Origin of the sequence: Aquicoccus porphyridii (assembly GCF_008369105.1) — a bacterium.
GTDB lineage: Bacteria > Pseudomonadota > Alphaproteobacteria > Rhodobacterales > Rhodobacteraceae > Aquicoccus > Aquicoccus porphyridii.
The window spans coordinates 62,939-83,643 of the sequence record NZ_VINQ01000013.1 but is presented as its reverse complement, the minus strand read 5'-3'; the positions used below and the strand labels follow the sequence as shown (position 1 = coordinate 83,643).

The window sequence follows — 20,705 nt, the reverse complement described above, 5'->3', positions numbered from 1 at the left end:
GTCGCAGAAAAATCGCTCTAGAGCGGCTTCTCGAAGAGATGCTCAATCGAAGCCGCATAAAAGGCAATCAGCGGGCGCCCATCCTGTGCCACCGAGAACCGGCCCTCTTTCTCATTCACCAGCGCACGACCGATGAGATTTCGCAATCCCACCTCCACGGCATAGCCCAAGTCGTTGCGAGGCAAGTGCAAATGCGCGTCAGGCAATTGAGCCAGAAGACGGTGAACACATTCCTCCAACGCCGCGCGATCGAGCGGCCCGGAAGCGGCAAGCAGGGCCGACGCCACAAGGGGAACGGGCAGCACCGGGACCTCTTCTCCGATCCGCCGCATCAGTTGCGCGGCAAGTTTCGACATCGTGTCCTCGGATTCTTCCTCAAGCAACCTGTGCAAATGCACGGGCGGCCCAAAACTCACGGCTGCATAGCCAAACCGGTGGTACTTGCCCCGCAGCCGCAGCCAGATCTGTTTGAAAAGGAATCGCAGGATCACCGAAATCCTGGCCCGAAACCGTCGCTCTCCGGTCTGGCCCGCGGTCACGAGGATACGATCCTCGAAAACGCGATCATAATTGATCGCAACCGGCACGAAAACGACATCGCGCAATGACACGTCGTGTCCTTCGACGATGTATTTCAGAATCCCCAGCTTGGGCTCGGCCAGCGCCCCGTCGAGCGACAGGCCGCCTTCGGGGAACACGGCCTGCATCACCCCACCCTCTGTGGCCAGACGCACATAGCGCGCCAACACCTTGCGATAGAGCGCATTGCGCGACTTGCGGCGGATGAAATAGGCCCCCATCGCCTTGATCAGACGGCTCAGCGGCCAAACCTGCGCCCATTCGCCAACCGCATAGGACAGCGCGCTACGCTCGGCCGCCAGATAGGTCACGAGGACATAATCCATGTTCGACCGGTGGTTCATCACGAATACCACCGTGGCATCGGGGTCTATGGCCTTGAGGTGATCTTCGGCATGGTGCCCAAGGCGCACGCGGTAAAGCGAGGTGCTGATCAGCTTTGCCAGTTTGATGGCCAGACCGAAATAAAGTGACGCACTGAAGGACGGTACGATTTCACGGGCATAGCTTCTTGCCGTCTGGAAGGCGACATTCTCGGGAACGCCCTCCTGGCGGGCATGTTCGATTATGGCCTTCGAGACCTCGGGATCGTAGATCAACCGCTGGATCATGTCATGGCGGCGGGCCAGCTTGAAGGGCTGGATCGGCCGTTCCAAACGCTCGTTCAGCCGTGCAACCACCTTCTCCATGCGCCGCCGAAAGAACCAGCGCACCGAGGGAAAGAGGAAATGCGAGGCAAAGGTGACCGCCGCAAAGGCGAGAATCACGATCAAAAGCCAGAGCGGCATTGTTACGGTACTTGTCATCGGCACACCGTGGCAGGGTTTTCACCGGCAGTAAATCACCCCATGCCGCAACGCAGCGAATTGACAGCGCCATAAAATTCCAAGTATGAACGCCCGAACGCAAGAAAATTGCCACTCCGATTCACGAGGCCATTCATGTCGCAGCCGCAGAAAGACCGTCCCTGGATCATCCGCACCTATTCCGGCCATTCGACCGCCGAAGCCTCGAACGCGCTATACCGTGGCAACCTTGCCAAGGGGCAGACCGGGCTTTCGGTGGCCTTCGACCTTCCGACCCAGACCGGGTATGACAGCGACCACGTTCTGGCGCGTGGCGAAGTCGGCAAGGTCGGCGTTCCGATCTGCCATCTCGGCGACATGCGCACGCTGTTCGACCAGATCCCGCTCGAACAGATGAACACCTCGATGACGATCAATGCCACCGCGCCGTGGCTTCTGGCGCTTTACATCGCGGTTGCCGAAGAACAGGGCGCGGATATCACCAAACTGCAAGGCACAGTACAAAACGATATCATTAAGGAATACCTAAGCCGCGGCACGTATGTCTGTCCGCCGAAACCGTCGCTGAAACTCATCGGGGACGTGGCGGAATATTGTTATACCCATGTGCCAAAATGGAACCCGATGAACGTGTGTTCCTATCACCTGCAAGAGGCGGGCGCCACGCCCGAGCAGGAACTGGCCTTTGCACTAGCCACCGCGATTGCCGTTCTCGACGAATTGAAACCGCGCGTTCCGGACGCGGATTTCCCGGCACTGTGCGGGCGGATTTCGTTTTTTGTCAATGCGGGCATCCGGTTCGTGACGGAAATGTGCAAGATGCGCGCCTTTGTCGATCTGTGGGACGAGATCCTGCGCGACCGCTACGGCGTGGAAGACCCCAAGTTCCGCCGCTTCCGCTATGGCGTGCAGGTCAACAGCCTTGGCCTGACCGAGCAACAGCCGGAAAACAACGTCTATCGCATCCTCATCGAAATGCTGGCCGTGACGCTGTCGAAAAAGGCCCGCGCCCGCGCGGTGCAGTTGCCTGCGTGGAACGAGGCGCTTGGCCTGCCGCGCCCCTGGGATCAGCAATGGTCGATGCGGATGCAGCAGATCATGGCCTATGAGACCGACCTTCTGGAATATGACGACCTGTTCGACAACAATCCGGCCGTCGATGCCAAGGTCGCCGCGTTGAAAGAGGGCGCGCGGCACGAGCTTGAATCGCTCGACGGGATGGGCGGCGCAGTTGCCGCGATCGAATACATGAAATCCCGCCTGGTCGATTCCAATGCCGAACGTCTGAACCGGATCGAAGCCGGTGAAACCGTGGTTGTCGGCGTGAACAAATGGACCGAGGGCGAACCCAGCCCCCTGACCAGCGGCGAGGGCGGTATCCTGACCGTCGATCCGGCGGTCGAAGCCAATCAGATCGCGCAGCTCGATGACTGGCGTGCTGCCCGCGATACTGCCGCCGTGGATCGGGCGCTGGCCGATCTGCGCGCTGCCGCCACAAGTGGTGCGAATATCATGGGGCCCTCGATCACCGCGGCCAAGGCCGGTGTCACCACCGGCGAATGGGCAGAGGTCATGCGCGAGGTTTTCGGCGAGTATCGTGGCCCCACAGGCGTTTCGCGGGCGGTTTCGAACAAGACCGAGGGGCTTGACGATATCCGCGCGGCGGTGGATGCCGTGAGCGATCGTCTCGGGCGCCGTCTCAAGTTCCTGGTTGGCAAGCCGGGGCTCGATGGTCATTCCAACGGCGCCGAGCAGATCGCCTTTCGCGCCCGTGATTGCGGGATGGATATCGAGTACGAAGGTATCCGGCTGACGCCGGAAGAGATCGTCAAGGCGGCACAGGAAAACGCCGCGCATGTGATTGGCCTGTCCATCCTTTCGGGCAGTCATATGCCCCTGGTCGAAGACACGCTGAGCCGGCTGCACGATGCGGGGCTTGGCCATGTGCCCGTTATCGTGGGGGGTATCATTCCCGAAGACGACGCGAGAACCCTGCGTGAACTGGGGGTAGCGCAGGTCTATACCCCCAAGGATTTCGAGCTCAACACCATCATGATGGATATCGTCGCCCTGGCCGATCCCAGAGAAATCGCCGCCGAATAGGGTCATATTTCAAAGGGCAGGCAATATGTGCCTGCCCTTTGATAATGTGCAAATGGCCGTATCCCGGCTTATTGCTCCTGCTGGGACTGAAGCCGAGCCATGATCCGGCCATTCAAATCCTCGTCCTGCCGGGCGGCTTCCGCGATCGCGAGATAGTCGTCAATCGTCAGTTCATCGACCGACTCGACCGCGGCAGCCGCTGCGGTATTGGCTTGCTCGATGATCTCGTTGCGCGCGCCTTCATCTTCCGTGGCCTGAATCTGCGGGATATACTCGTTTTGCACCTCCTGCACGGCGAGGGCGGCATCCACGAATGCGTTCACCTGTGTCTCGGTGACGTCTTCGGCGGCGATGCTCGGCACCTCGGTTTGCTGGGCCACGACCGGCGTGGAAAACCCGAGCGCAATAACTGCGAGGGCGGTCAGGAATTTGGGTTTGAGTGTCACCAGTTTTCTCCATTCTTGTGCATGTCTTCCCTGCGTGGGGAATGCGACAGATTTGGAATGGCGCGGAGAGAAGTGCAAACAGGCAAGCGGAAAAATGCCCACCATGACCGACCTTTGGCCATTGCCCCCACATCGCGCTGTGGGCAAAGTGGCGCAATATCGAAGGGAGAATTGTCATGGAGACCATCATCAGCCCCCTGTGCCACGCCGACGAATCCGATTGGCGCCGGCTCTGGACCGGGTATCTGGAATTCTACGAAACCGGCGTCTCGGAAGAGGTTTACCAGACGACATTCGCCCGCCTGTGCGATCCCGATCATCTGCGCCAGAACGGATTGATCGCGCGGCAGGAGGGGCGTGCCGTGGGTCTCGTGCATTACATCTTCCATCCGCATAACTGGCGGGTCGAGGACGTGTGCTATCTGCAAGACCTTTACGCCGACCCGGGCGCGCGCGGGACAGGTGTGGGGCGCAAGCTGATCGAGGCGGTCTATGACGCGGCGGATGCCAATGGCACGCCGTCGGTCTATTGGATGACGCAGGATTTCAACGAAACGGCGCGGCGGCTTTATGACCGGATCGCGACCCTGACACCCTTCATCAAGTATCAGCGATAGAGGGCCGACATGACCATCCATATCGGTGCAAGACCGGGCGATATCGCCGAAACCGTTCTCATGCCAGGTGATCCGCTGCGTGCCAAATGGGCCGCCGAGACATTCCTGGACAACCCGAGATCTGTCAATGAAACCCGGGGCATGCTAGGCTTCACCGGCACATGGCGAGGCCAGCGCGTCACCATCCAGGGGTCGGGCATGGGCATGCCGAGCCTGTCGATCTATGCCAATGAGTTGATCCGGGATTTTGGCGCGAAAACGCTGATCCGTATCGGCTCTTGCGGGGCGATGCAGGACAGCGTGAACCTGCGTGACGTGGTGATCGCGATGACGGCGAGCAGCCTTTCGACCCCGTCGCGCGGATTCTTCCGGGAGTTGCAATTCGCCCCCTGTGCCGATTTCGGCCTCTTGGAACGCGCGGTCGCGGCGGCGCGGTCCAAGGGCGTGACACCGCATGTCGGCGGCATCTATTCGGCCGATGTGTTCTATGACGAACGCCCTGATCTCAATGAACAAATGACGCGGCATGGCATTCTCGCGGTCGAGATGGAAGCGGCCGAGCTTTATACCGTGGCGGCCCGGTTCGGAGTGCGGGCCTTGGCGGTTCTGACGGTCTCGGACCACCTGTTGCGCGACGGGGCGCTGCCCAGTGCCGAGCGCGAGCGCAGCTTTGGCGAGATGGTGGAGATTGCGTTGGAGGCGGCGTTTGACTGAACATCTGGCAAAGCGCGACTGGGTTCCGGAAATCAGCGAAAACCGGGTGCAAAGCATCGCGAAGCGCGTTGCGGGTGAAGAAACGGCGGCGATTGCCGCGCGGATCGAGGAATTGGCCCGCGAGAACAGGACTATCCACGAAAACCGTTGCTTTAACCTTAACCCGGCGACCAACGTGATGAATCCGCGCGCCGAGGCGCTATTGGCGTCGGGCATGGGCACGCGGCCCTCGCTGGGCTATCCCGGTGACAAATACGAGATGGGCCTGCAAGCCATTGAAGAGGTTGAGGTTATCGCCGCCGAACTGGCCGCCGAGGTGTTCGGCGCGAAATATGCCGAGATTCGCGTGCCTTCGGGGGCGATCGCCAATCTTTACGGCTTCATGGCGCTGGCCCGTTCGGGCGATCAAATCATTGTTCCGCCAGCGAAAATCGGCGGGCATGTGACGCATCACATCGACGGTTGCGCCGGGCTTTACGGGCTGACCAGCCATGAGGCCCCGGTGGATGCGGATGGCTATTCGGTTGATCTCGACAGGCTGGCGAAGCTGGCGGAGGAGGTCAGACCCAAGGTAATTACCATTGGCGGTAGCCTGAACCTTTATGAACACCCGGTGCGCGAGATACGGGAAATCGCCGATAAAACAGGGGCTTGCGTGCTGTTCGACGCGGCGCATCAGTGTGGGATCATCGCCGGGCGCGCGTGGAAGAACCCGCTTGACGAGGGCGCGCACCTGATGACGATGAGCACCTATAAAAGCCTTGGCGGGCCGCCTTCGGGGTTGATCGTGACCAACGATGCCGAGATCGCCAAGCGATTGGATTCCATCGCTTTTCCGGGGATGACGGCGAATTTCGACGCGGCGAAATCGGCGGCTTTGGCGGTGGCGTTGCTGGATTGGCGGGATCACGGTGCGGCCTATGCACAGGCCATGATCGACACCGCCAAGGCGCTTGCCAAGGCGTTGAAATCAGAAGGAATTCCGCTCTTCGAGGGGCGCCATGGCGCGACCGAAAGCCATCAATTCGCGGTGCTGGCCGAGGGGTTCGGAGGCGGCCAGGCAGCGGCGAGAAAGCTGGAAAAGGCGGGGTTTCTGACCTGCGGGATTGGCCTTCCGGTCGGTGAATTGCCGCATGATCTCAATGGGTTGCGCATTGGAACGCCTGAGATCGTGCGTTGGGGGATGAGTGCGCGGGACATGCCCGAACTGGGCCAAAGGATCGCGGCGGCGCTGCGTTCGAACGCGCCCGGCGATATGGCCGAGGAGACCGCAAGATATCGCGGGTTGTTCAATCGTATCCACTACGTTCACGGCGGTTAACGGCGCAAATCCGGCCTCTTTCGAGGGGGGGTGACATCCGCGTGCTTTCCGGCTGCCATCCGGCTGCCGGGGTATGCCGGGTATTTCCCGTGACGAATTTGGTTAACCGGGCGCGCGCCGCTCAGCGCCCGTGGCTGCGGTCATAGCCATTGACCGGCGGCGGGGTCCATCCCGCCAGCGCATCCGCCTGCGGGGCGAATATCTCGACCAGAAGCGGGTGACAGGCGGCGCTGTCCGAGGAATGCTCGGACGAGCAATCGCCCCCCGGACAGGCCGACAATGCACCCAGGAGGTCGATCTCGGCGAAGAATTCGAGGTGATCGCCGGGCCGCACCGGCGAGGCCTTCATGAAATACTGCCCGGTGTCGCGGGTGAAGCCGGTGCACATGAAGACGTTGAGCACGTCATGCACATGCGGTTCGGCCTCGGCCAGGGTCATGCCCATCTCGTCGGCCAGCGCGCGGGTCAGGTTGGAGTGACAGCAATGGTGATATTGCGTGCCCGACAGCAGGTTGCCGGTATAGGGGTCGCAGCGCGTGCCGATCACGTCATGGACCGAGCCGCCATATTGGTCGATGCCATACCATTCGAGCGTGTCCTCGATGATGGTGGCCATCGGGCGCAGATGCGGGAAGGACGACCACATCCGCTCACCCGTGGTCAGGTGCGTGCCATGCAGCGCGCGCGCCTTGCCCGAGTAGAAGCGTTCGGAAAGGTCATGCGCGTTCCAGAGGTTGAGATCACCCACCTGCGGCCCCTCGACCGAGGAGATGCGAAAGACATGCCCCGCGGGCACGCGGAACACGCTTGCGTCGCGCGGGGGAACCAGAACCTCGCCCGTCTTCTCGGCCCCTTGCCGGGCGGCCCGGTAGAGCGCGAGGTCGGGCACGGGCAGGGTATCGTTGGGATAGCAGATCACGGGCGCGATGGCGCGGCGGGCATCGGCGTCGGCGGGGGTGGGCATGGCGGGCTCCGTTCAGTTTGCCACAGCATCGAACGGAGCCTGCCGGAAGACAAGAGGGCGATTGTCAGATCACCACCACATCGAGCGGCGGGAAGCCGTTGAAGCCGACCGAGGCATAAGAGGAGGTATAGGCACCACAGTTGCGAAGGATCACCCGGTCACCCGCGGCAAGGCCCAGCGGCATGTCGATCATGCGCTTTTCATAGAGCACGTCGGCACTGTCACAGGACGGCCCGGCAAGGATGCAGGGACCCGTGCGTTCGCGGTCGCGCGCTGTCAGGATCTGGTAGCGGATCGCCTCGCCCTCGGTTTCGGCGAGGCCGGAAAACCGACCGATATCGAGATAGACCCAGCGGTGCAGGTCGTCCTGTGACTTTTTCGAGACCAGAAGAACCTCGGCCGCGATCGCGCCCGCCTCGGCCACGAGGCCGCGACCCGGTTCGGCCATCACATGCGGGACCGCGCCGAAATAAAGCGCGACAAGCTCCATGACGCGCGCGCCATAGGTTTCGGGGCGCGCGATCTCCTCGCCATAGAAGGCCGGGAAGCCGCCGCCGATATTGAGCAAGGTCAGGTCGTGACCGGCGGCGCGCGCGCCATGCCAGACGCGGGCCATCTGCGCGAGGATGGGCGACCACATCTCGGCGCGCCGGGTTTGCGAGCCGACATGGAAGCTCAACCCGACCGGAACCAGCCCCAGCGCGGATGCATGGGCCAGCAGGTCCGGGGCCTCGGTCGCCGCGCAGCCGAATTTCCGGGTGAGCGGCCAATCGGCCTCGGACGTCTCGACGATGAGGCGGATATAGACGCGCGCGCCGGGGGCGTGCGCGGCGATCTTGTCGAGCTCTTCGACGGCATCGGCGGCAAAGAGGGTGACACCGGCATGATGGGCAAAGGCGATGTCGGCGGGTTTCTTCACGGTGTTGCCGAACGAGATTTTCGCAGGCTCCGCCCCCTGGGACAGGCACAGTTCGATCTCGGCGCGGGAGGCGGCATCAAAGCCCGAACCGAGCCGAACGAGGGTTTCGATGAATTCCGGTGCCGGGTTGGCCTTGACCGCGTAATGGATATGGGCGCGGCCAAGGCCGGTTTTCAGCGCGCGATACTGACGCGCAAGCGCCCGCGTGTCGAGCACGAGGGTCGGACGCTCGAAGCGGTGGGCGCGGATGAAGGTTTCGGCGGCGGATGGGGCCGTTGCGCGCGCGCCGGTGGCGCGTTCGGTGACATGAGCGGACATGGTCATCTCCAAGAGACCCCGGCGTGTGAAGGCCGGACGGGTTGCAATCAGAGACGTTACGTCGCTGCATGTGTGCCTGTGAGAACAGAGGCGCGTGCGTTGGCGTCTTGGCCGTGCATTTGGGGCAAAGCCCGAGTCGGATCAAGATGGAAAATGCGCGGCCCGCACGATTTTTCACGCGCGCGGCGTTGTGTCGGGGCGCAGGCAGACCTTTGGCGGGCTGCCGTCGGGCGTGGTGGTGCGGGCGCCGCAGGCCATGCAGCGAAAGTCGCGCGCGCCGTCCTCCGCTACGCCTTGGGCCCGCCAGCGGCAATGGCGCGTGGTGCGGTTGGAAAAGATCAGGATCAGGATGAAGGCCAGGATGAGGCCAGCGACGATGATCATGCGGGGCCTCGTGTTGCGGGCAGGCGCGGGAACCCGTTCTATAGCGCGCGCATCACGTGGGGGAAAGGCGGGGGGATGAACATGCATCGGACCTGCCGCCGGAGCCAACGCCCGGTCTTCGCGAGCCGGGGGGCACGTTCAACGGGTCATCACCTCGACCGAGAGGATCGTGGGCAGGTGGCGGGCGATTTCGGACCAGGTTTCACCCTCGTCGAAGCTGGCAAAGACCGAGCCTGTGTTGGTTCCGAAATAGACGCCCGCCGGGTCGGCCCGGTCGGTTGCCATGGCTTGCCGCAGAACCGTGAAGTAACAGGCCTCGCCCGGCAGGCCGGCACGCTTGTCGGTCCATGTCTCGCCGCCGTCGGTGGATTTCCAGACCGCCGCGCGGGCGTCCGGGGGAAACCGGCCCGCCATGTCGCCATTGAGGGGGATCACCCAGAGGGATTGCGGATCGGACGGATGCACCGCAACCGGAAACCCGAATGTCGACGGCAGGCCAGCGCCGATGTCGTCCCAATGGCGCCCGTCATCGCGCGACCGCCATGTGCCGTGGTGGTTCTGCTGGTAGATCGTGCCGTCGGCGGCGCGGGCCATGTTGTGAACGCAATGGCCGATCTCGCCCCCGGTCGGTGCGGCGGGGTGATCATGCGCGCCCTCGGCCACCGTGTTCGACAACCGGTTGCGCCGGTCCCAGTTTGCGCCGCCATCCTCGGTCGCGAAGACGCCCGCGGCGGAAACGCCCAGCCACATCCGCGCCGGATCGTCCGGGGCGGACAGGATCGTGTGCAATGTCAGCCCCGCGGCGCCGGGGCTCCAGGCGTCGCGGTCGGGAAATTCCGCCAATGCCGTGTTGCGCTCCCACGTCTTGCCGTTGTCGTGGCTCACATAGAGGTTCGCGGGCTTGGCCCCCGCATAAAGCGCGCCATCGGCCCTGTGCAGCGACCAGATCGCGTCGATCTCGCCGGGGAAGGGGAAATCAGTTGGCGTCCAGCCGAGCATCGCGGCGAGATCGGCATCGTTGGCCGCCCATTCATCGGCCATCCCGCCCGCGAGATGCGACAATTCCCAGCTTTGCCCGCCATCATCCGAGTGCCAGATTCCCGCGCCATTCCATTCGCCGCCGCCCGCGGCCCAGATCGAACCGGTATCGGGATCGCCAAGCACATGATTGATCGGCCAGCCGTCGCAATGCGGACCCGACACGCGCCAATCGCTCCGCGCACCGGGTGATGTGATCAGAAAGGCCCCCTTGGTGGTGCCCAGACAGATGGTTGTGGTCATCGCGCAATCCTCCCTTGCGGGTAGATTAAGGTCAGTTGACACGCATGACGCAACCACCGGCGCGCGGTGTTTCAGGATTTCGCGAAAATCCGCCACCCCGCGACCGGGTGCGGCGGGGCGCGTCACACCACCCGGTTGACCATCATGCGCTTGATCTCGGCGATCGCCTCGGCCGGGTTGAGGCCCTTGGGACAGGTCTTGGTGCAGTTCATGATGGTGTGGCAGCGGTAGAGCTTGAACGGATCTTCGAGATCGTCGAGCCGTTCGCCCGTGGCCTCGTCGCGTGAATCGATGATCCAGCGATAGGCATGCAGGAGCGCGGCCGGGCCGAGATACTTGTCACCGTTCCACCAATAGGACGGGCAGGCGGTCGAACAGGAGGCGCACATCACGCATTCATAAAGCCCGTCGAGTTTCTTGCGGTCCTCGATCGACTGTCTCCACTCTTTCGCGGGGCGGTTGGTCTTGGTTTCGAGCCACGGCATGATGCTGGCGTGCTGGGCGTAGAAATGGGTCAGGTCGGGGATCAGGTCCTTGACCACCGGCATATGCGGCAGCGGGTAGATCTTCACGTCGCCCTTGACCTCGTCCATGCCATAGATGCAGGCCAGCGTGTTGATCCCGTCGATGTTCATCGCGCAGGAGCCGCAAATGCCCTCGCGGCAGGAGCGGCGGAAGGTCAGCGTCGGGTCGATCTTGTTCTTGATGTAGATCAGCGCGTCGAGAATCATCGGGCCGCAATCGTCGAGATCGACGAAATAGGTATCGAGCTGCGGGTTCTTGCCGTCATCCGGGCTCCAGCGGTAGATCTGGAACTTGCGCACGTTCTTGCCCTCGGGCTTGGGCCATGTCTTGCCCGTCGTCATGCGCGAATTCTTGGGGAGGGTCAGTTGAACCATGGGTCTATTTCCTCACGTTTTCAGCAGCGCGGCGCCGTTCAGCGCCATGCAGGTCGCGGCGGCGGGGCGCTGTGCGATCTGAAGCACCATCTGGGTGACTTCGCCGGTCGCGCCGGTGGTGGAACTTGCCGCGATCTGCAGGATTTCCTGCGCCGTGGCTTCCTCGATGATGCAATCGGTGACGGGGGCCACGTTCACCCCCGGCAGACGCTCGGCCACGACCCCGTCGACGGCGCGCTTGGCCTGTCCGCGCGCGACATCATCGGCCGCCTGTTGGGCCAGGTCGCACCCCACCACAGCCACGAGGGCAGAAATGGCCAGCGCCATCCGCATCAGAATGTGCGCGCCTTGGGCGCGATTTTCTTGAGCGCGATGCCGCCCTCTTTCTCGGTGGTGAGCGGGTCCTTGATCACGTCGCGATAGGAGAGCGTCACCTTGGGCCCATCGACATGGGCGATGGTGTGGACGCGCCAGTTCTTGTCGTCACGCTTGTCGTAGTCCTCGTGGGCATGGGCGCCGCGGCTTTCATGGCGGGCCTCGGCGCCGACGATGGTGGCCATCGCGTTGGGCATGAGGTTGGCAAGTTCGAGCGTCTCCATCAGGTCGCTGTTCCACACAAGGCTGCGATCGGTGACGGAAAGATCGTCCATCTTGCCGGCAATGGCGGTCATCTTCTCGACGCCTTCCGCCAGCGTCTTGGAGGCCCGGAACACGGCGGCATCGGATTGCATGGTCTTTTGCATCTCGAGCCGCAATTCCGCGGTCGGGACCGTGCCCTTGGCGTGGCGCAGCCCGTCGAACCGGTCGAACGCCTTGTCCACCGATGCCGTGTTGAGGGGGGCGTTGGAGGTCTCGGGATCGACCACCTTGCCCGCGCGGATCGCGGCGGCGCGACCAAACACCACGAGGTCGATGAGCGAGTTCGAGCCCAGCCGGTTGGCGCCATGCACGCTGGCGCAGGCGGCCTCGCCCACGGCCATGAGGCCGGGCACCACGGCGTTAGGGTCGCTCTTGGTGGGGCTCAGCACCTCGCCCCAGTAGTTGGTCGGGATGCCGCCCATGTTGTAATGCACCGTCGGCAGGACCGGGATCGGTTCCTTGGTGACATCGACCCCGGCAAAGATGCGCGCACTTTCCGAGATACCGGGCAGACGCTCGGCCAGCGCCTCAGCGGGCAGGTGGCTGAGGTTGAGGTGGATGTGGTCGCCCTCGGGGCCGACGCCGCGGCCCTCACGGATTTCCATCGTCATCGAGCGGCTGACATAGTCGCGCGGGGCGAGATCCTTGTATTGCGGGGCATAGCGCTCCATGAAGCGTTCGCCCTCGGAATTGGTGAGATACCCGCCTTCGCCGCGCGCGCCCTCGGTGATGAGGCAGCCCGCGCCGTAGATGCCGGTGGGGTGGAACTGCACGAATTCCATATCCTGAAGCGGCAGGCCCGCACGCGCCACCATGCCGTTGCCATCACCGGTGCAGGTATGGGCCGAGGTCGCGCTGAAATAGGCGCGGCCATAGCCGCCGGTGGCCAGCACGACCATCTTGGCGTTGAACACGTGCATGGTGCCGTCGTCGAGCTTCCAGCAGACGACACCGGTGCAGGCGCCATCGTCGCTCATGACGAGGTCGATGGCGAAATACTCGACATAGAATTCGGCGTTGTTCTTGAGCGACTGGCCATAGAGCGTGTGCAGGATGGCGTGGCCGGTGCGGTCGGCGGCGGCGCAGGTGCGCTGCACCGCCGGGCCTTCGCCGAACTCGGTGGTGTGGCCGCCGAACGGGCGTTGATAGATCTTGCCCTCTTCGGTGCGCGAGAACGGCACGCCGTAATGCTCGAGCTCGTAAACCGCCTTGGGCGCCTCGCGGGCGAGATATTCCATCGCATCCGTATCGCCCAGATAGTCGGACCCTTTCACGGTATCGAACATGTGCCACTGCCAATGGTCCGGCCCCATGTTCGAAAGCGAGGCGGCGATGCCGCCCTGTGCCGCCACGGTGTGCGAGCGGGTCGGGAAGACCTTGGTCACGCAGGCGGTGCGCAGCCCCTGTTCGGCCATGCCAAGCGTGGCGCGCAGGCCCGCGCCGCCGGCGCCGACCACGACCACGTCATATTCATGTGTTTCGTATTCGTAAGCAGCCATGGTCAATCCTTCACAATGCGATCCTGGCGAGCGCGTAAAGCCCGGTGGCGGCGATGGTCCATGAGAGGCCAACCACCAGCATGATCAGCGCCTTGCGCATCGTGCCCTGCCAGTAATCCTCGATCATCATCTTTGCGCCATTCTTGAAATGCATCATCCCCACCAGGAGGGTGAGCCCGGTCAGGATCGCCGGGAAGGGGCGCGCGAACGTGGCCAGCACCTCTTCGCGGGTGCCGCCCAGCGCGCCTCCGAAGATGATCAGGAAGGTGGGCACCAGAAAGGCCAGCGCCACGGCGCTGACGGTCATGTGCCAGTGATGTTCGGTGCCGGTATGCGAGGCGCCTTTGCCCTCGGCGCGTTTGCGGTCGGTCAGGTAACGCATGGCTTGGCCCTCACACGATCAGAATGGTGATGACGGTCAGGACGACCGACCCGACAAGGCAGGCGATGCCCAGCTTCTCGGCGGTTTCGATATCAAGCCCGTGACCCGCGTCGAAATAGAGATGCCGCAGCCCGGCAAGGTAGTGATACCAGATGCCCAGGAGCGAGAGCGTCATCACCAGATCCCCGAACCACGAGGTCATGACCGCGTTGGCCGTGGCGAAATACGCATCCGAGACCGCCGCGGCGAGCAACCACCAGACCACGAGGATCGCGGCGACGATGAGCGCGTTGCCGGTGATCCGCGTCAGGATCGAGGTGATCGACGTCAGTTGCGGGCGATAAATCTGGATGTGCGGGCTGAGCGGGCGTTCGACTTGCTTTGTCTCGGCCATGGGCGATCCCCCTGTTGTTCGGTTTGCACACGTCGGTATACGTGCGATGCCTGTTCCATGATTAGAACGGATTGCAGGGCGGAGTCACGGGTGTTTGACGCATGACGCCACGGTTTTGGGCAAATTCTCCAAATAATCCGGCCTGTTGTGATCACGGATTTATTTGCGTGATCACAATTCGGGTTGCAACATGAATCTCGCACAAATCACCCCCCTGTCCCGGCATGGTGAGTCTGCTTTGTGATCACAAAACCCGACCCGCATCATACTGGCATCAGCGCCCAGTAATCGAGATCGAGCAGCACGCCGGGCAGGTACTTGCCGTCCGCGCCCTTCAATTTGCCCACCGATCCGTCCGACGTGGCCACCAGCCGCAGCCGGATCGCGCCCACCCCCGGCGCGGGCGTTTCGGCCTTGTCGAGCACGACGGACCACGCCTTGACCGTCAGCCCGGCAAAGCACGGGTTGGCATGCGCGCCGCCATTCAGCCCGACGATCATCTGCGCATTGGCCAGCCCGTTGAACGACAGCGCGCGGGCCATCGAGATCACGTGCCCGCCATAGATGAGCCGCTGGCCATCGGGGCGGAAGGTGGCGTCGAAATGCACCTTGGCGGTGTTCTGCCACAGGCGCGTGGCGATCATGTGCTCGGCCTCCTCGATGGTCACGCCATCGACATGGTCGATCACTTCGCCCACCTCGTAATCGCCCCAGCGATGCGGCTCGCCCGCCAGCGCGAAATCGTAACCCGAGAAGTCGAGCCCCTCGGGAATCGCCAGATCGTCGGCGGCCAGCGTGGACTTGAGGTCGGGCACCACGGTGTCGGGTGCGGGCGCGTCGAGATCGGATTTGCGCACCATGACCCAGCGCACATAGCTCAGCACGGGTTCGTCCATCTGGTTGAGCCCGGTGGTGCGCACCCAGACGACGCCGGTCTTGCCGTTGGAATTCTGCTTGAGCCCGATCACCTCGGACACCGCGCGCAGCGTGTCGCCGGGATAGACCGGCCTCAGCCAGCGGCCTTCGGCATAACCGAGGTTGGCCACGGCATTGAGCGAGATATCCGGCACGGTCTTGCCAAAGACCACGTGAAAAGCGGCAAGGTCGTCGATCGGGCTGCCCTCGAGCCCGCTTTGGGCCGCGAACACGTCCGACGAGTAAAGCGCATGGCGTGCCGGGTAAAGCGCGTGATAAAGCGCGCGCTCCCCCTCGCCCACGGTGCGCGGCGCGGCATGTTCGATCACCTCGCCCAGTCTGTAATCCTCGAAGAACCGGCCCGGGTTGGTCTTGGCCATATGCGCATACTCCTGAATTTGCGGATTATCCGAAGGGGTAATAGCCCAGCCACGAATGGATGAGCGCGATCACCCCGAACACGACTACAGTACCGATGAGGGCGCCGATCTCCTTGCCCATGGGCGCGGGGTCGGGCTTTTGCCATGTCGTTTGGCGGTTGATCAGGATCACCTCGACCACCGCCCAGGCCAGAATCCCGCCAAAGAGGATGAACGAGGGCAGATCGCCATTGACCAGCAGATGCGCCAGTGCCCAGGCCTTGACCGCCGTCAGTTGCGGGTGGCGGATGGTCCGCGTCACGCGGGTCTTCATGCCCGCGGCGGCGAAGAGATAGACCGAGACCAGCATCAACAGGTTGTTGATTCCCGTCATCATCGGCGTGCGGCCCCAGAAGATCATGCCGGGATCGGCCGCCCGATAGCCCAGCACCATCAGCACCAGCGACACCAGAAGTGCGAGCGCCACAGCGCCCCTTGCCTTGTCACCCATCGCGGCGCGGCGGGCCGGGGCGAGGCGTTTGAAGAGATGGGCAAGCGACCACAAGAGGACGCCGAGGATGAGAAGGGTCATGGGGATGCCTTTTCGTTCGGAACGGTGGGTTGGCCCCCACCCTACAATGACGCGATCGAACTGGCCATCGAAAGCACCTTTTTCGCGGTCTCGACATGCAGGTTCTCGACGATCTTGCCATCGACCACGGCGACGCCCTGCCCGGTGCGCTCGACCTCCTCGAAGGCTTCGATCTGGCGACGGGCGAGGTCGATCTCGGCCTCGGAGGGCGAAAAGACCGCGTTGGTGACATCGACCTGCGCCGGGTGGATGAGGGTCTTGCCGTCGAACCCGAGATCACGGCCCTGTTCGCATTCGGCGCGCAGCCCGTCGTCATCCTTGAACTGGTTATAGACGCCATCGACCGCGATCACCCCATGCGCCCGCGCAGCCAGCAGCATCATCTGGAGCGCCCCCATCATCGGCAGGCGGTCGGCCCGGGCGCGGCAGTTGAGCTCCTTGGCGAGGTCGTTGGTGCCCGCAACGAAGCCTTGCACCTGCGGATGCGCGGCCACCTCCATCGCGTTCCAGACACCGTGGCAGGTCTCCATCATCGCCCAGATCGGCATCTTGCCCACCAGGTCGGCCAGCGCCTGCACGTCGAGCGCGTTATCGACCTTGGGCAGGAGGATGGCATCGGCTTCCATGTCCTTGACCGCCAGCGCATCCTCGCGGCCCCATTCGGTATCGAGCGCGTTGATCCGAATGATTTTCGCCCGCTTGCCATACCCGCCCTCCTTGAGCGCCTTGGCCAGCGTCGCGCGCGCCTCGACCTTGGCATCGGGCGTCACTGCATCCTCAAGGTCAAAGATGATCGCATCGACGGGCAGCCCCCGCGCCTTGTCGAGCGCGCGCTCTTTCGAGCCGGGGATATAGAGAACGGAACGGTAGGGGCGAACGGTCATGAGTCTCTCCGGTAATATTGTTGCGCGGATAGAGCATTTTTCGCCCGAAATGTTCAAGGAAATTCTCGCCGCGACGCAGAATAGGCGGCGGATTCGACCAAATGCCCGGGCCAGCAATGCCGGATGAAGCGGTCATTCGCGGCACCGTGAGACGGAGGGCAGCGCATGGCCGCGGTCGGGTGCCTGCAACATTGGCGCAGGGCACTTTATCCCGCAAAATCATCCTTTGCCCCAAATGGCGCGCAACCTCGCAAAAGCACCCGGTCACGCCGGAGGCGTGCCTTCGGCACGGGCGGGGCGGCCCCCTCCCGGCAGATTTTTCTGCGAAAAATCGCCTGCCGGGCAATGGTGTGCTGCCCGGGCGGCTTTGCCGCTGTTCCGGGCGCTGTGCCCGTTTGTTGCCAAAGGCCCCATCGCCGTCATGTGATCGTTTCGCTTCGGGATGTCGGACCAGTGACCGATACCCTGCAACCACCTGGTCTTTCCTATAAAGCCCGGAAACTAGGACAGCCCATCCCAGACCAGTTTCGCCCCCGTCACGGTCAAGAGAACATAGGTCACCGCGAAGAACAGCCGTTCGGGAATGGCGAAATGCGCCCGCACGCCCAGCCATGTGCCAATGAGGGCAAACGGCGCGAGCCACAGGTCGGCCCAGAGGGTTTCGGCGGTGAAAATCCCCAGCATCCCGTAGGGGGCGGCCTTGAGGATGTTGTTGACCCAGAACACGATCACGGTGGTGGCCTGGAACTCGGTCTTGCCGGGGCGTTTCGACAACAGGTAAACCGCCGCCGCAGGCCCCCCGGCATGGGCCACGAAACTGGTGAACCCCGCCGCCAGCCCGGCCACCAGACCGCCCCAAAGCGGAAACGGGCGCCCCGCCACCGGGATTTTCCCCGCCCGCCCCGCGATCTGCCAGAGCACGAACAGAAGCGCGATCCCACCGATCAGAAGCCGCAGGTGATCGGCATCGGCCACCGTGTAGAACGCAGCCCCCAGCACCACGCCGGGCAGCGAGCCGAGGATCAGCACCAGCGCGTCATGCGTGTTCCACCGCTTCCAATAGGGTTTGAGCGTGGCCAGGTCGATCAGCATCAGGAGCGGCAGCATGATCCCGATCGCCGCGCCCGGCTCCATCACCAGCGCCAGAATCGCGGCCGAAGCAAAGGCCGCACCCGACCCGAAACCGCCCTTGGATATGCCTGCGAACATCACCGCCGGTCCGGCGATGGCAAAAAAGCTCAGATCCAGGGGTGGCACGGCAAGACCCTCATTAAGTTACGGTTTCACAACCTCTTTAGTCTCTCATGCGCGGGTGCGACAGGCCGATATGCCCGCCGCGTCATAATGCGGAACCCTTGCAGAGCGCGCCAGATCGGCTTAGGCAGTCGCGAAATTGGCAACCACCCGGAGTGAAACCAAATGGCCAGACCCAAAATCGCACTGATCGGCGCAGGCATGATCGGCGGCACGCTTGCCCATATGGCGGCAATGAAAGAGCTGGGCGATATCATCCTTTTCGACATTGCCGAAGGCATCCCCGAAGGCAAGGCGCTCGACATCGCGGAATCCGGCCCCTCGGAAGGGTTCGACGTGAAACTCAAGGGCACGCAGGATTATGCCGATATCGCGGGCGCCGATGTCTGCATCGTCACCGCCGGTGTGCCGCGCAAGCCGGGGATGAGCCGCGATGACCTTCTGGGCATCAATCTCAAGGTCATGAAGGCCGTGGGCGAAGGCATCAAGGCGAACGCGCCCGATGCGTTCGTGATCTGCATCACCAACCCGCTCGACGCGATGGTGTGGGCGCTGCGCGAATTCTCGGGCCTGCCGCACAACAAGGTCTGCGGCATGGCGGGCGTTCTCGATTCCGCACGCTTCCGGCATTTCCTCGCGGAGGAGTTCAAGGTCTCGATGCGCGATGTGACTGCATTCGTGCTCGGCGGACATGGCGACACGATGGTGCCGCTCACGCGCTATTCCACCGTTGCGGGCATCCCCCTGCCCGACCTGATCAAGATGGGCTGGACCACGCAGGACCGGCTCGACGCCATCGTGCAGCGCACCCGCGACGGCGGCGCCGAGATCGTCGGCCTGCTGAAATCCGGCAGCGCCTATTACGCCCCGGCCACGAGCGCCATCGAAATGGCAATCTCCTATCTCAAGGATCAAAAGCGCGTGCTGCCCTGCGCGGCCCATGTCGACGGCGCCTATGGCCTCGACGGGTTTTACGTGGGCGTGCCCACGGTGATCGGCGCGGGCGGAATCGAGCGGGTGATCGACATCACGCTCACCAAGGACGAACAGGCGATGTTCAACAAGTCGGTCGACGCCGTGAAGGGCCTTGTGAAGGCCTGCAAGGAAATCGACAGCACGCTGGCCTGAGCCAGCCGCGTCACAGTCGCATCGAAAAGGGGCGCCCGGTCGGGGCGCCCCTTTTTTCATGGGCCCGATGCACCGATCAGCCGGGCCAGCGCGCGATCAGGTCCGCAAGGCGCGGATTGGTGCTGCTTTCATGCGCCCGGCGCAGATCGGCGTCGAACGCCCTTGCCGACAGGTCGGGCATTTCGCCAAGCACCCGCGCGATGATCGGGCTGGGGTCGAACGGCGCGGTCTCGCACAGCCCCAGCGCGGCCAGCCGCGCCACCCGGTCGGGCGCAAGCACCTGCACCCGGTCATGCAGCGCCCGCGCCGCCGCGATATCGCCTGTGTCGAGCAGGTCGGCCACCTGCCGCATCCGGTGCGGCCCGTTCATCCCGGCCTGCACCTCGGTCGTGTGTTCGCCATAGCGCATGAGCTTGACCAGCCAGTGCAGCGGCGTCAGCCCGTCGAAATGCAGCAGTTCCACCGCATGCGCCCGGTGCGCGGAGTGGGCCGACAGCCGGTCCGCCCCCGCGCCGCGCGGCCGATGAATGCGGATCTGGTAGTCAAAGCCGGTGGGCGTGAAGGCCTTGCCGCTGGTGTGACTGCTCATCCCGCCGTCAAGCAGATCCGCCGCCCCGCCGTAAAGCGCCCGGTAAAGCCGTGACGGCACCCGCGCGGGGCGGCGAAACACGCCGTCGAACAACCCCGCCTGCGCCGCGCCCCGGGGCATGACCCGCTCGGCCGGGGGCACCGCGACATAGCCGAACCCGCGTGGAAAGGCGGCCAGTTCCGCCAGCATGCCATCGGTGTTGCCCGCATCCAGCCCAGCCCCCTGCCCCGACATGGGCCGCAGGAATTCGTCGGCATCGAGATGAATGAGCCAATCCACCCCCGCCCGGCGATAGGCATCGGTCGCGTTCAGCCCCTGCCGCCGGTTCTGCCCCTCGGGGCGGCGCCGGGCGAGGCGCTGCCAATGGTCAGCATCGCACAGGGTAAGCCGCACACCGGGCTGCGCGGCCAGCGTTTCGGCCGCCGGATCACCGGGGTCGTCGAGATAGACATGCGCTTCGCGTGCGCCGAGACCAAGGTGATAGGCCACGTTCGCCAGCACCAGATTGCCCGGCTCGCGCGCGGTCATCACGATGCCCCAGCTCGGGCCGGAGTCCGGCCCGTTCATCCGCACCATGATGCCCCTGCCGCCATCGCCCTGCCCTTTTTCTGCCTGCGACGAAAAGTTCCACATTGACGAGGCCAGGTCCAGCGCGCCGGAGTGATTCTCTTTTGGAAACATGCGGAAAGGCGTATGTCGGAATTTGTGATCACAGCCGG

21 protein-coding genes are annotated in these 20,705 nt (G+C 63.6%); 5 read left to right on the top strand and 16 right to left on the bottom strand.

Features of this window, described 5'->3' with window-relative positions; all coding sequences use genetic code 11:
- Positions 1-17: 17 nt before the first annotated feature.
- A complete protein-coding gene (locus FLO80_RS15545) occupies positions 18-1,385 on the bottom strand; it encodes a 1-acyl-sn-glycerol-3-phosphate acyltransferase (RefSeq protein WP_111367368.1) in 1,368 nt (455 codons plus the stop codon).
- 108 nt (positions 1,386-1,493) lie between these two features.
- Between FLO80_RS15545 and FLO80_RS15540 the strand changes: the two genes are divergently transcribed.
- Positions 1,494-3,488: a methylmalonyl-CoA mutase family protein gene (locus FLO80_RS15540; RefSeq protein ID WP_281287019.1), complete on the top strand. Its 1,995-nt coding sequence runs from the start codon at positions 1,494-1,496 to the stop codon at positions 3,486-3,488.
- A gap of 68 nt (positions 3,489-3,556) precedes the next feature.
- Here the strand turns inward: FLO80_RS15540 and FLO80_RS15535 are convergent, their stop codons facing one another.
- Entirely contained in the window at positions 3,557-3,934 is a 378-nt protein-coding gene (locus FLO80_RS15535; RefSeq protein WP_188078311.1) for a DUF4168 domain-containing protein, read from the bottom strand.
- 176 nt (positions 3,935-4,110) lie between these two features.
- Here FLO80_RS15535 and FLO80_RS15530 point away from each other — a divergent pair, with 176 nt between their 5' ends.
- From FLO80_RS15530 to glyA, 3 genes are read left to right on the top strand one after another with little or no spacing between them, the layout of a single operon-like run.
- Positions 4,111-4,551, top strand: a complete 441-nt coding sequence (locus FLO80_RS15530; RefSeq protein WP_111367360.1) for a GNAT family N-acetyltransferase — start codon at positions 4,111-4,113, stop codon at positions 4,549-4,551.
- 9 nt (positions 4,552-4,560) lie between these two features.
- Positions 4,561-5,265, top strand: coding sequence for a purine-nucleoside phosphorylase (gene deoD / locus FLO80_RS15525; protein ID WP_111367358.1), 705 nt, complete (start codon positions 4,561-4,563; stop codon positions 5,263-5,265).
- Complete coding sequence (gene glyA, locus FLO80_RS15520; RefSeq protein WP_111367355.1) at positions 5,258-6,586, top strand: serine hydroxymethyltransferase; 1,329 nt, start codon at positions 5,258-5,260, stop codon at positions 6,584-6,586. Before deoD ends, glyA begins: the two co-directional genes overlap by 8 nt.
- A 121-nt stretch (positions 6,587-6,707) precedes the next feature.
- Here the strand turns inward: glyA and FLO80_RS15515 are convergent, their stop codons facing one another.
- The 13 genes from FLO80_RS15515 to FLO80_RS15455 all read right to left on the bottom strand — a co-directional run bounded on the left by FLO80_RS15515 (position 6,708) and on the right by FLO80_RS15455 (position 18,272).
- Positions 6,708-7,550: an urea carboxylase-associated family protein gene (locus tag FLO80_RS15515; protein WP_111367352.1), complete on the bottom strand. Its 843-nt coding sequence runs from the start codon at positions 7,548-7,550 to the stop codon at positions 6,708-6,710.
- Positions 7,551-7,614: 64 nt separating this feature from the next.
- The gene (locus tag FLO80_RS15510) at positions 7,615-8,787 is read right to left on the bottom strand and encodes a type III PLP-dependent enzyme (protein ID WP_111367349.1); all 1,173 of its coding nucleotides are present in this window, start codon (positions 8,785-8,787) and stop codon (positions 7,615-7,617) included.
- Positions 8,788-8,961: 174 nt separating this feature from the next.
- Positions 8,962-9,171 (bottom strand): hypothetical protein, encoded by a 210-nt coding sequence (locus tag FLO80_RS15505; RefSeq protein WP_111367347.1) that lies wholly within the window; start codon positions 9,169-9,171, stop codon positions 8,962-8,964.
- Between the two features lie 138 nt (positions 9,172-9,309).
- Positions 9,310-10,452 carry a sialidase family protein gene (locus FLO80_RS15500; RefSeq protein ID WP_111367344.1) on the bottom strand — a complete coding sequence of 381 codons (1,143 nt, stop codon included), beginning with the start codon at positions 10,450-10,452 and terminating at the stop codon, positions 9,310-9,312.
- Between the two features lie 122 nt (positions 10,453-10,574).
- Positions 10,575-11,351 (bottom strand): succinate dehydrogenase iron-sulfur subunit, encoded by a 777-nt coding sequence (locus FLO80_RS15495; RefSeq protein ID WP_111367341.1) that lies wholly within the window; start codon positions 11,349-11,351, stop codon positions 10,575-10,577.
- Positions 11,352-11,363: 12 nt separating this feature from the next.
- Entirely contained in the window at positions 11,364-11,684 is a 321-nt protein-coding gene (locus FLO80_RS15490; protein WP_111367338.1) for a succinate dehydrogenase, read from the bottom strand.
- The gene (sdhA, locus tag FLO80_RS15485; protein WP_111367336.1) at positions 11,684-13,489 is read right to left on the bottom strand and encodes a succinate dehydrogenase flavoprotein subunit; all 1,806 of its coding nucleotides are present in this window, start codon (positions 13,487-13,489) and stop codon (positions 11,684-11,686) included. Before sdhA ends, FLO80_RS15490 begins: the two co-directional genes overlap by 1 nt.
- A 10-nt stretch (positions 13,490-13,499) precedes the next feature.
- Positions 13,500-13,871, bottom strand: coding sequence for a succinate dehydrogenase, hydrophobic membrane anchor protein (sdhD, locus tag FLO80_RS15480; protein ID WP_111367333.1), 372 nt, complete (start codon positions 13,869-13,871; stop codon positions 13,500-13,502).
- 10 nt (positions 13,872-13,881) lie between these two features.
- Positions 13,882-14,265, bottom strand: coding sequence for a succinate dehydrogenase, cytochrome b556 subunit (sdhC, locus tag FLO80_RS15475; RefSeq protein ID WP_111367331.1), 384 nt, complete (start codon positions 14,263-14,265; stop codon positions 13,882-13,884).
- A 263-nt stretch (positions 14,266-14,528) separates the two neighbouring features.
- Entirely contained in the window at positions 14,529-15,560 is a 1,032-nt protein-coding gene (locus FLO80_RS15470) for a MaoC family dehydratase (RefSeq protein WP_111367329.1), read from the bottom strand.
- 25 nt (positions 15,561-15,585) lie between these two features.
- Positions 15,586-16,131, bottom strand: a complete 546-nt coding sequence (locus FLO80_RS15465; protein ID WP_111367327.1) for an NnrU family protein — start codon at positions 16,129-16,131, stop codon at positions 15,586-15,588.
- Positions 16,132-16,172: 41 nt separating this feature from the next.
- Positions 16,173-17,015 carry an HpcH/HpaI aldolase/citrate lyase family protein gene (locus FLO80_RS15460; RefSeq protein ID WP_111367325.1) on the bottom strand — a complete coding sequence of 281 codons (843 nt, stop codon included), beginning with the start codon at positions 17,013-17,015 and terminating at the stop codon, positions 16,173-16,175.
- A 501-nt stretch (positions 17,016-17,516) separates the two neighbouring features.
- Positions 17,517-18,272: a sulfite exporter TauE/SafE family protein gene (locus FLO80_RS15455; protein ID WP_111367323.1), complete on the bottom strand. Its 756-nt coding sequence runs from the start codon at positions 18,270-18,272 to the stop codon at positions 17,517-17,519.
- A 162-nt stretch (positions 18,273-18,434) separates the two neighbouring features.
- Between FLO80_RS15455 and mdh the strand changes: the two genes are divergently transcribed.
- On the top strand, positions 18,435-19,397 hold the full coding sequence (mdh, locus tag FLO80_RS15450) for a malate dehydrogenase (protein WP_111367321.1): 963 nt from the start codon (positions 18,435-18,437) through the stop codon (positions 19,395-19,397).
- Between the two features lie 76 nt (positions 19,398-19,473).
- Here mdh and FLO80_RS15445 read toward each other — a convergent pair whose 3' ends face one another.
- A complete protein-coding gene (locus tag FLO80_RS15445; protein ID WP_111367318.1) occupies positions 19,474-20,667 on the bottom strand; it encodes a glycosyltransferase family 2 protein in 1,194 nt (397 codons plus the stop codon).
- Positions 20,668-20,705: the final 38 nt, after the last annotated feature.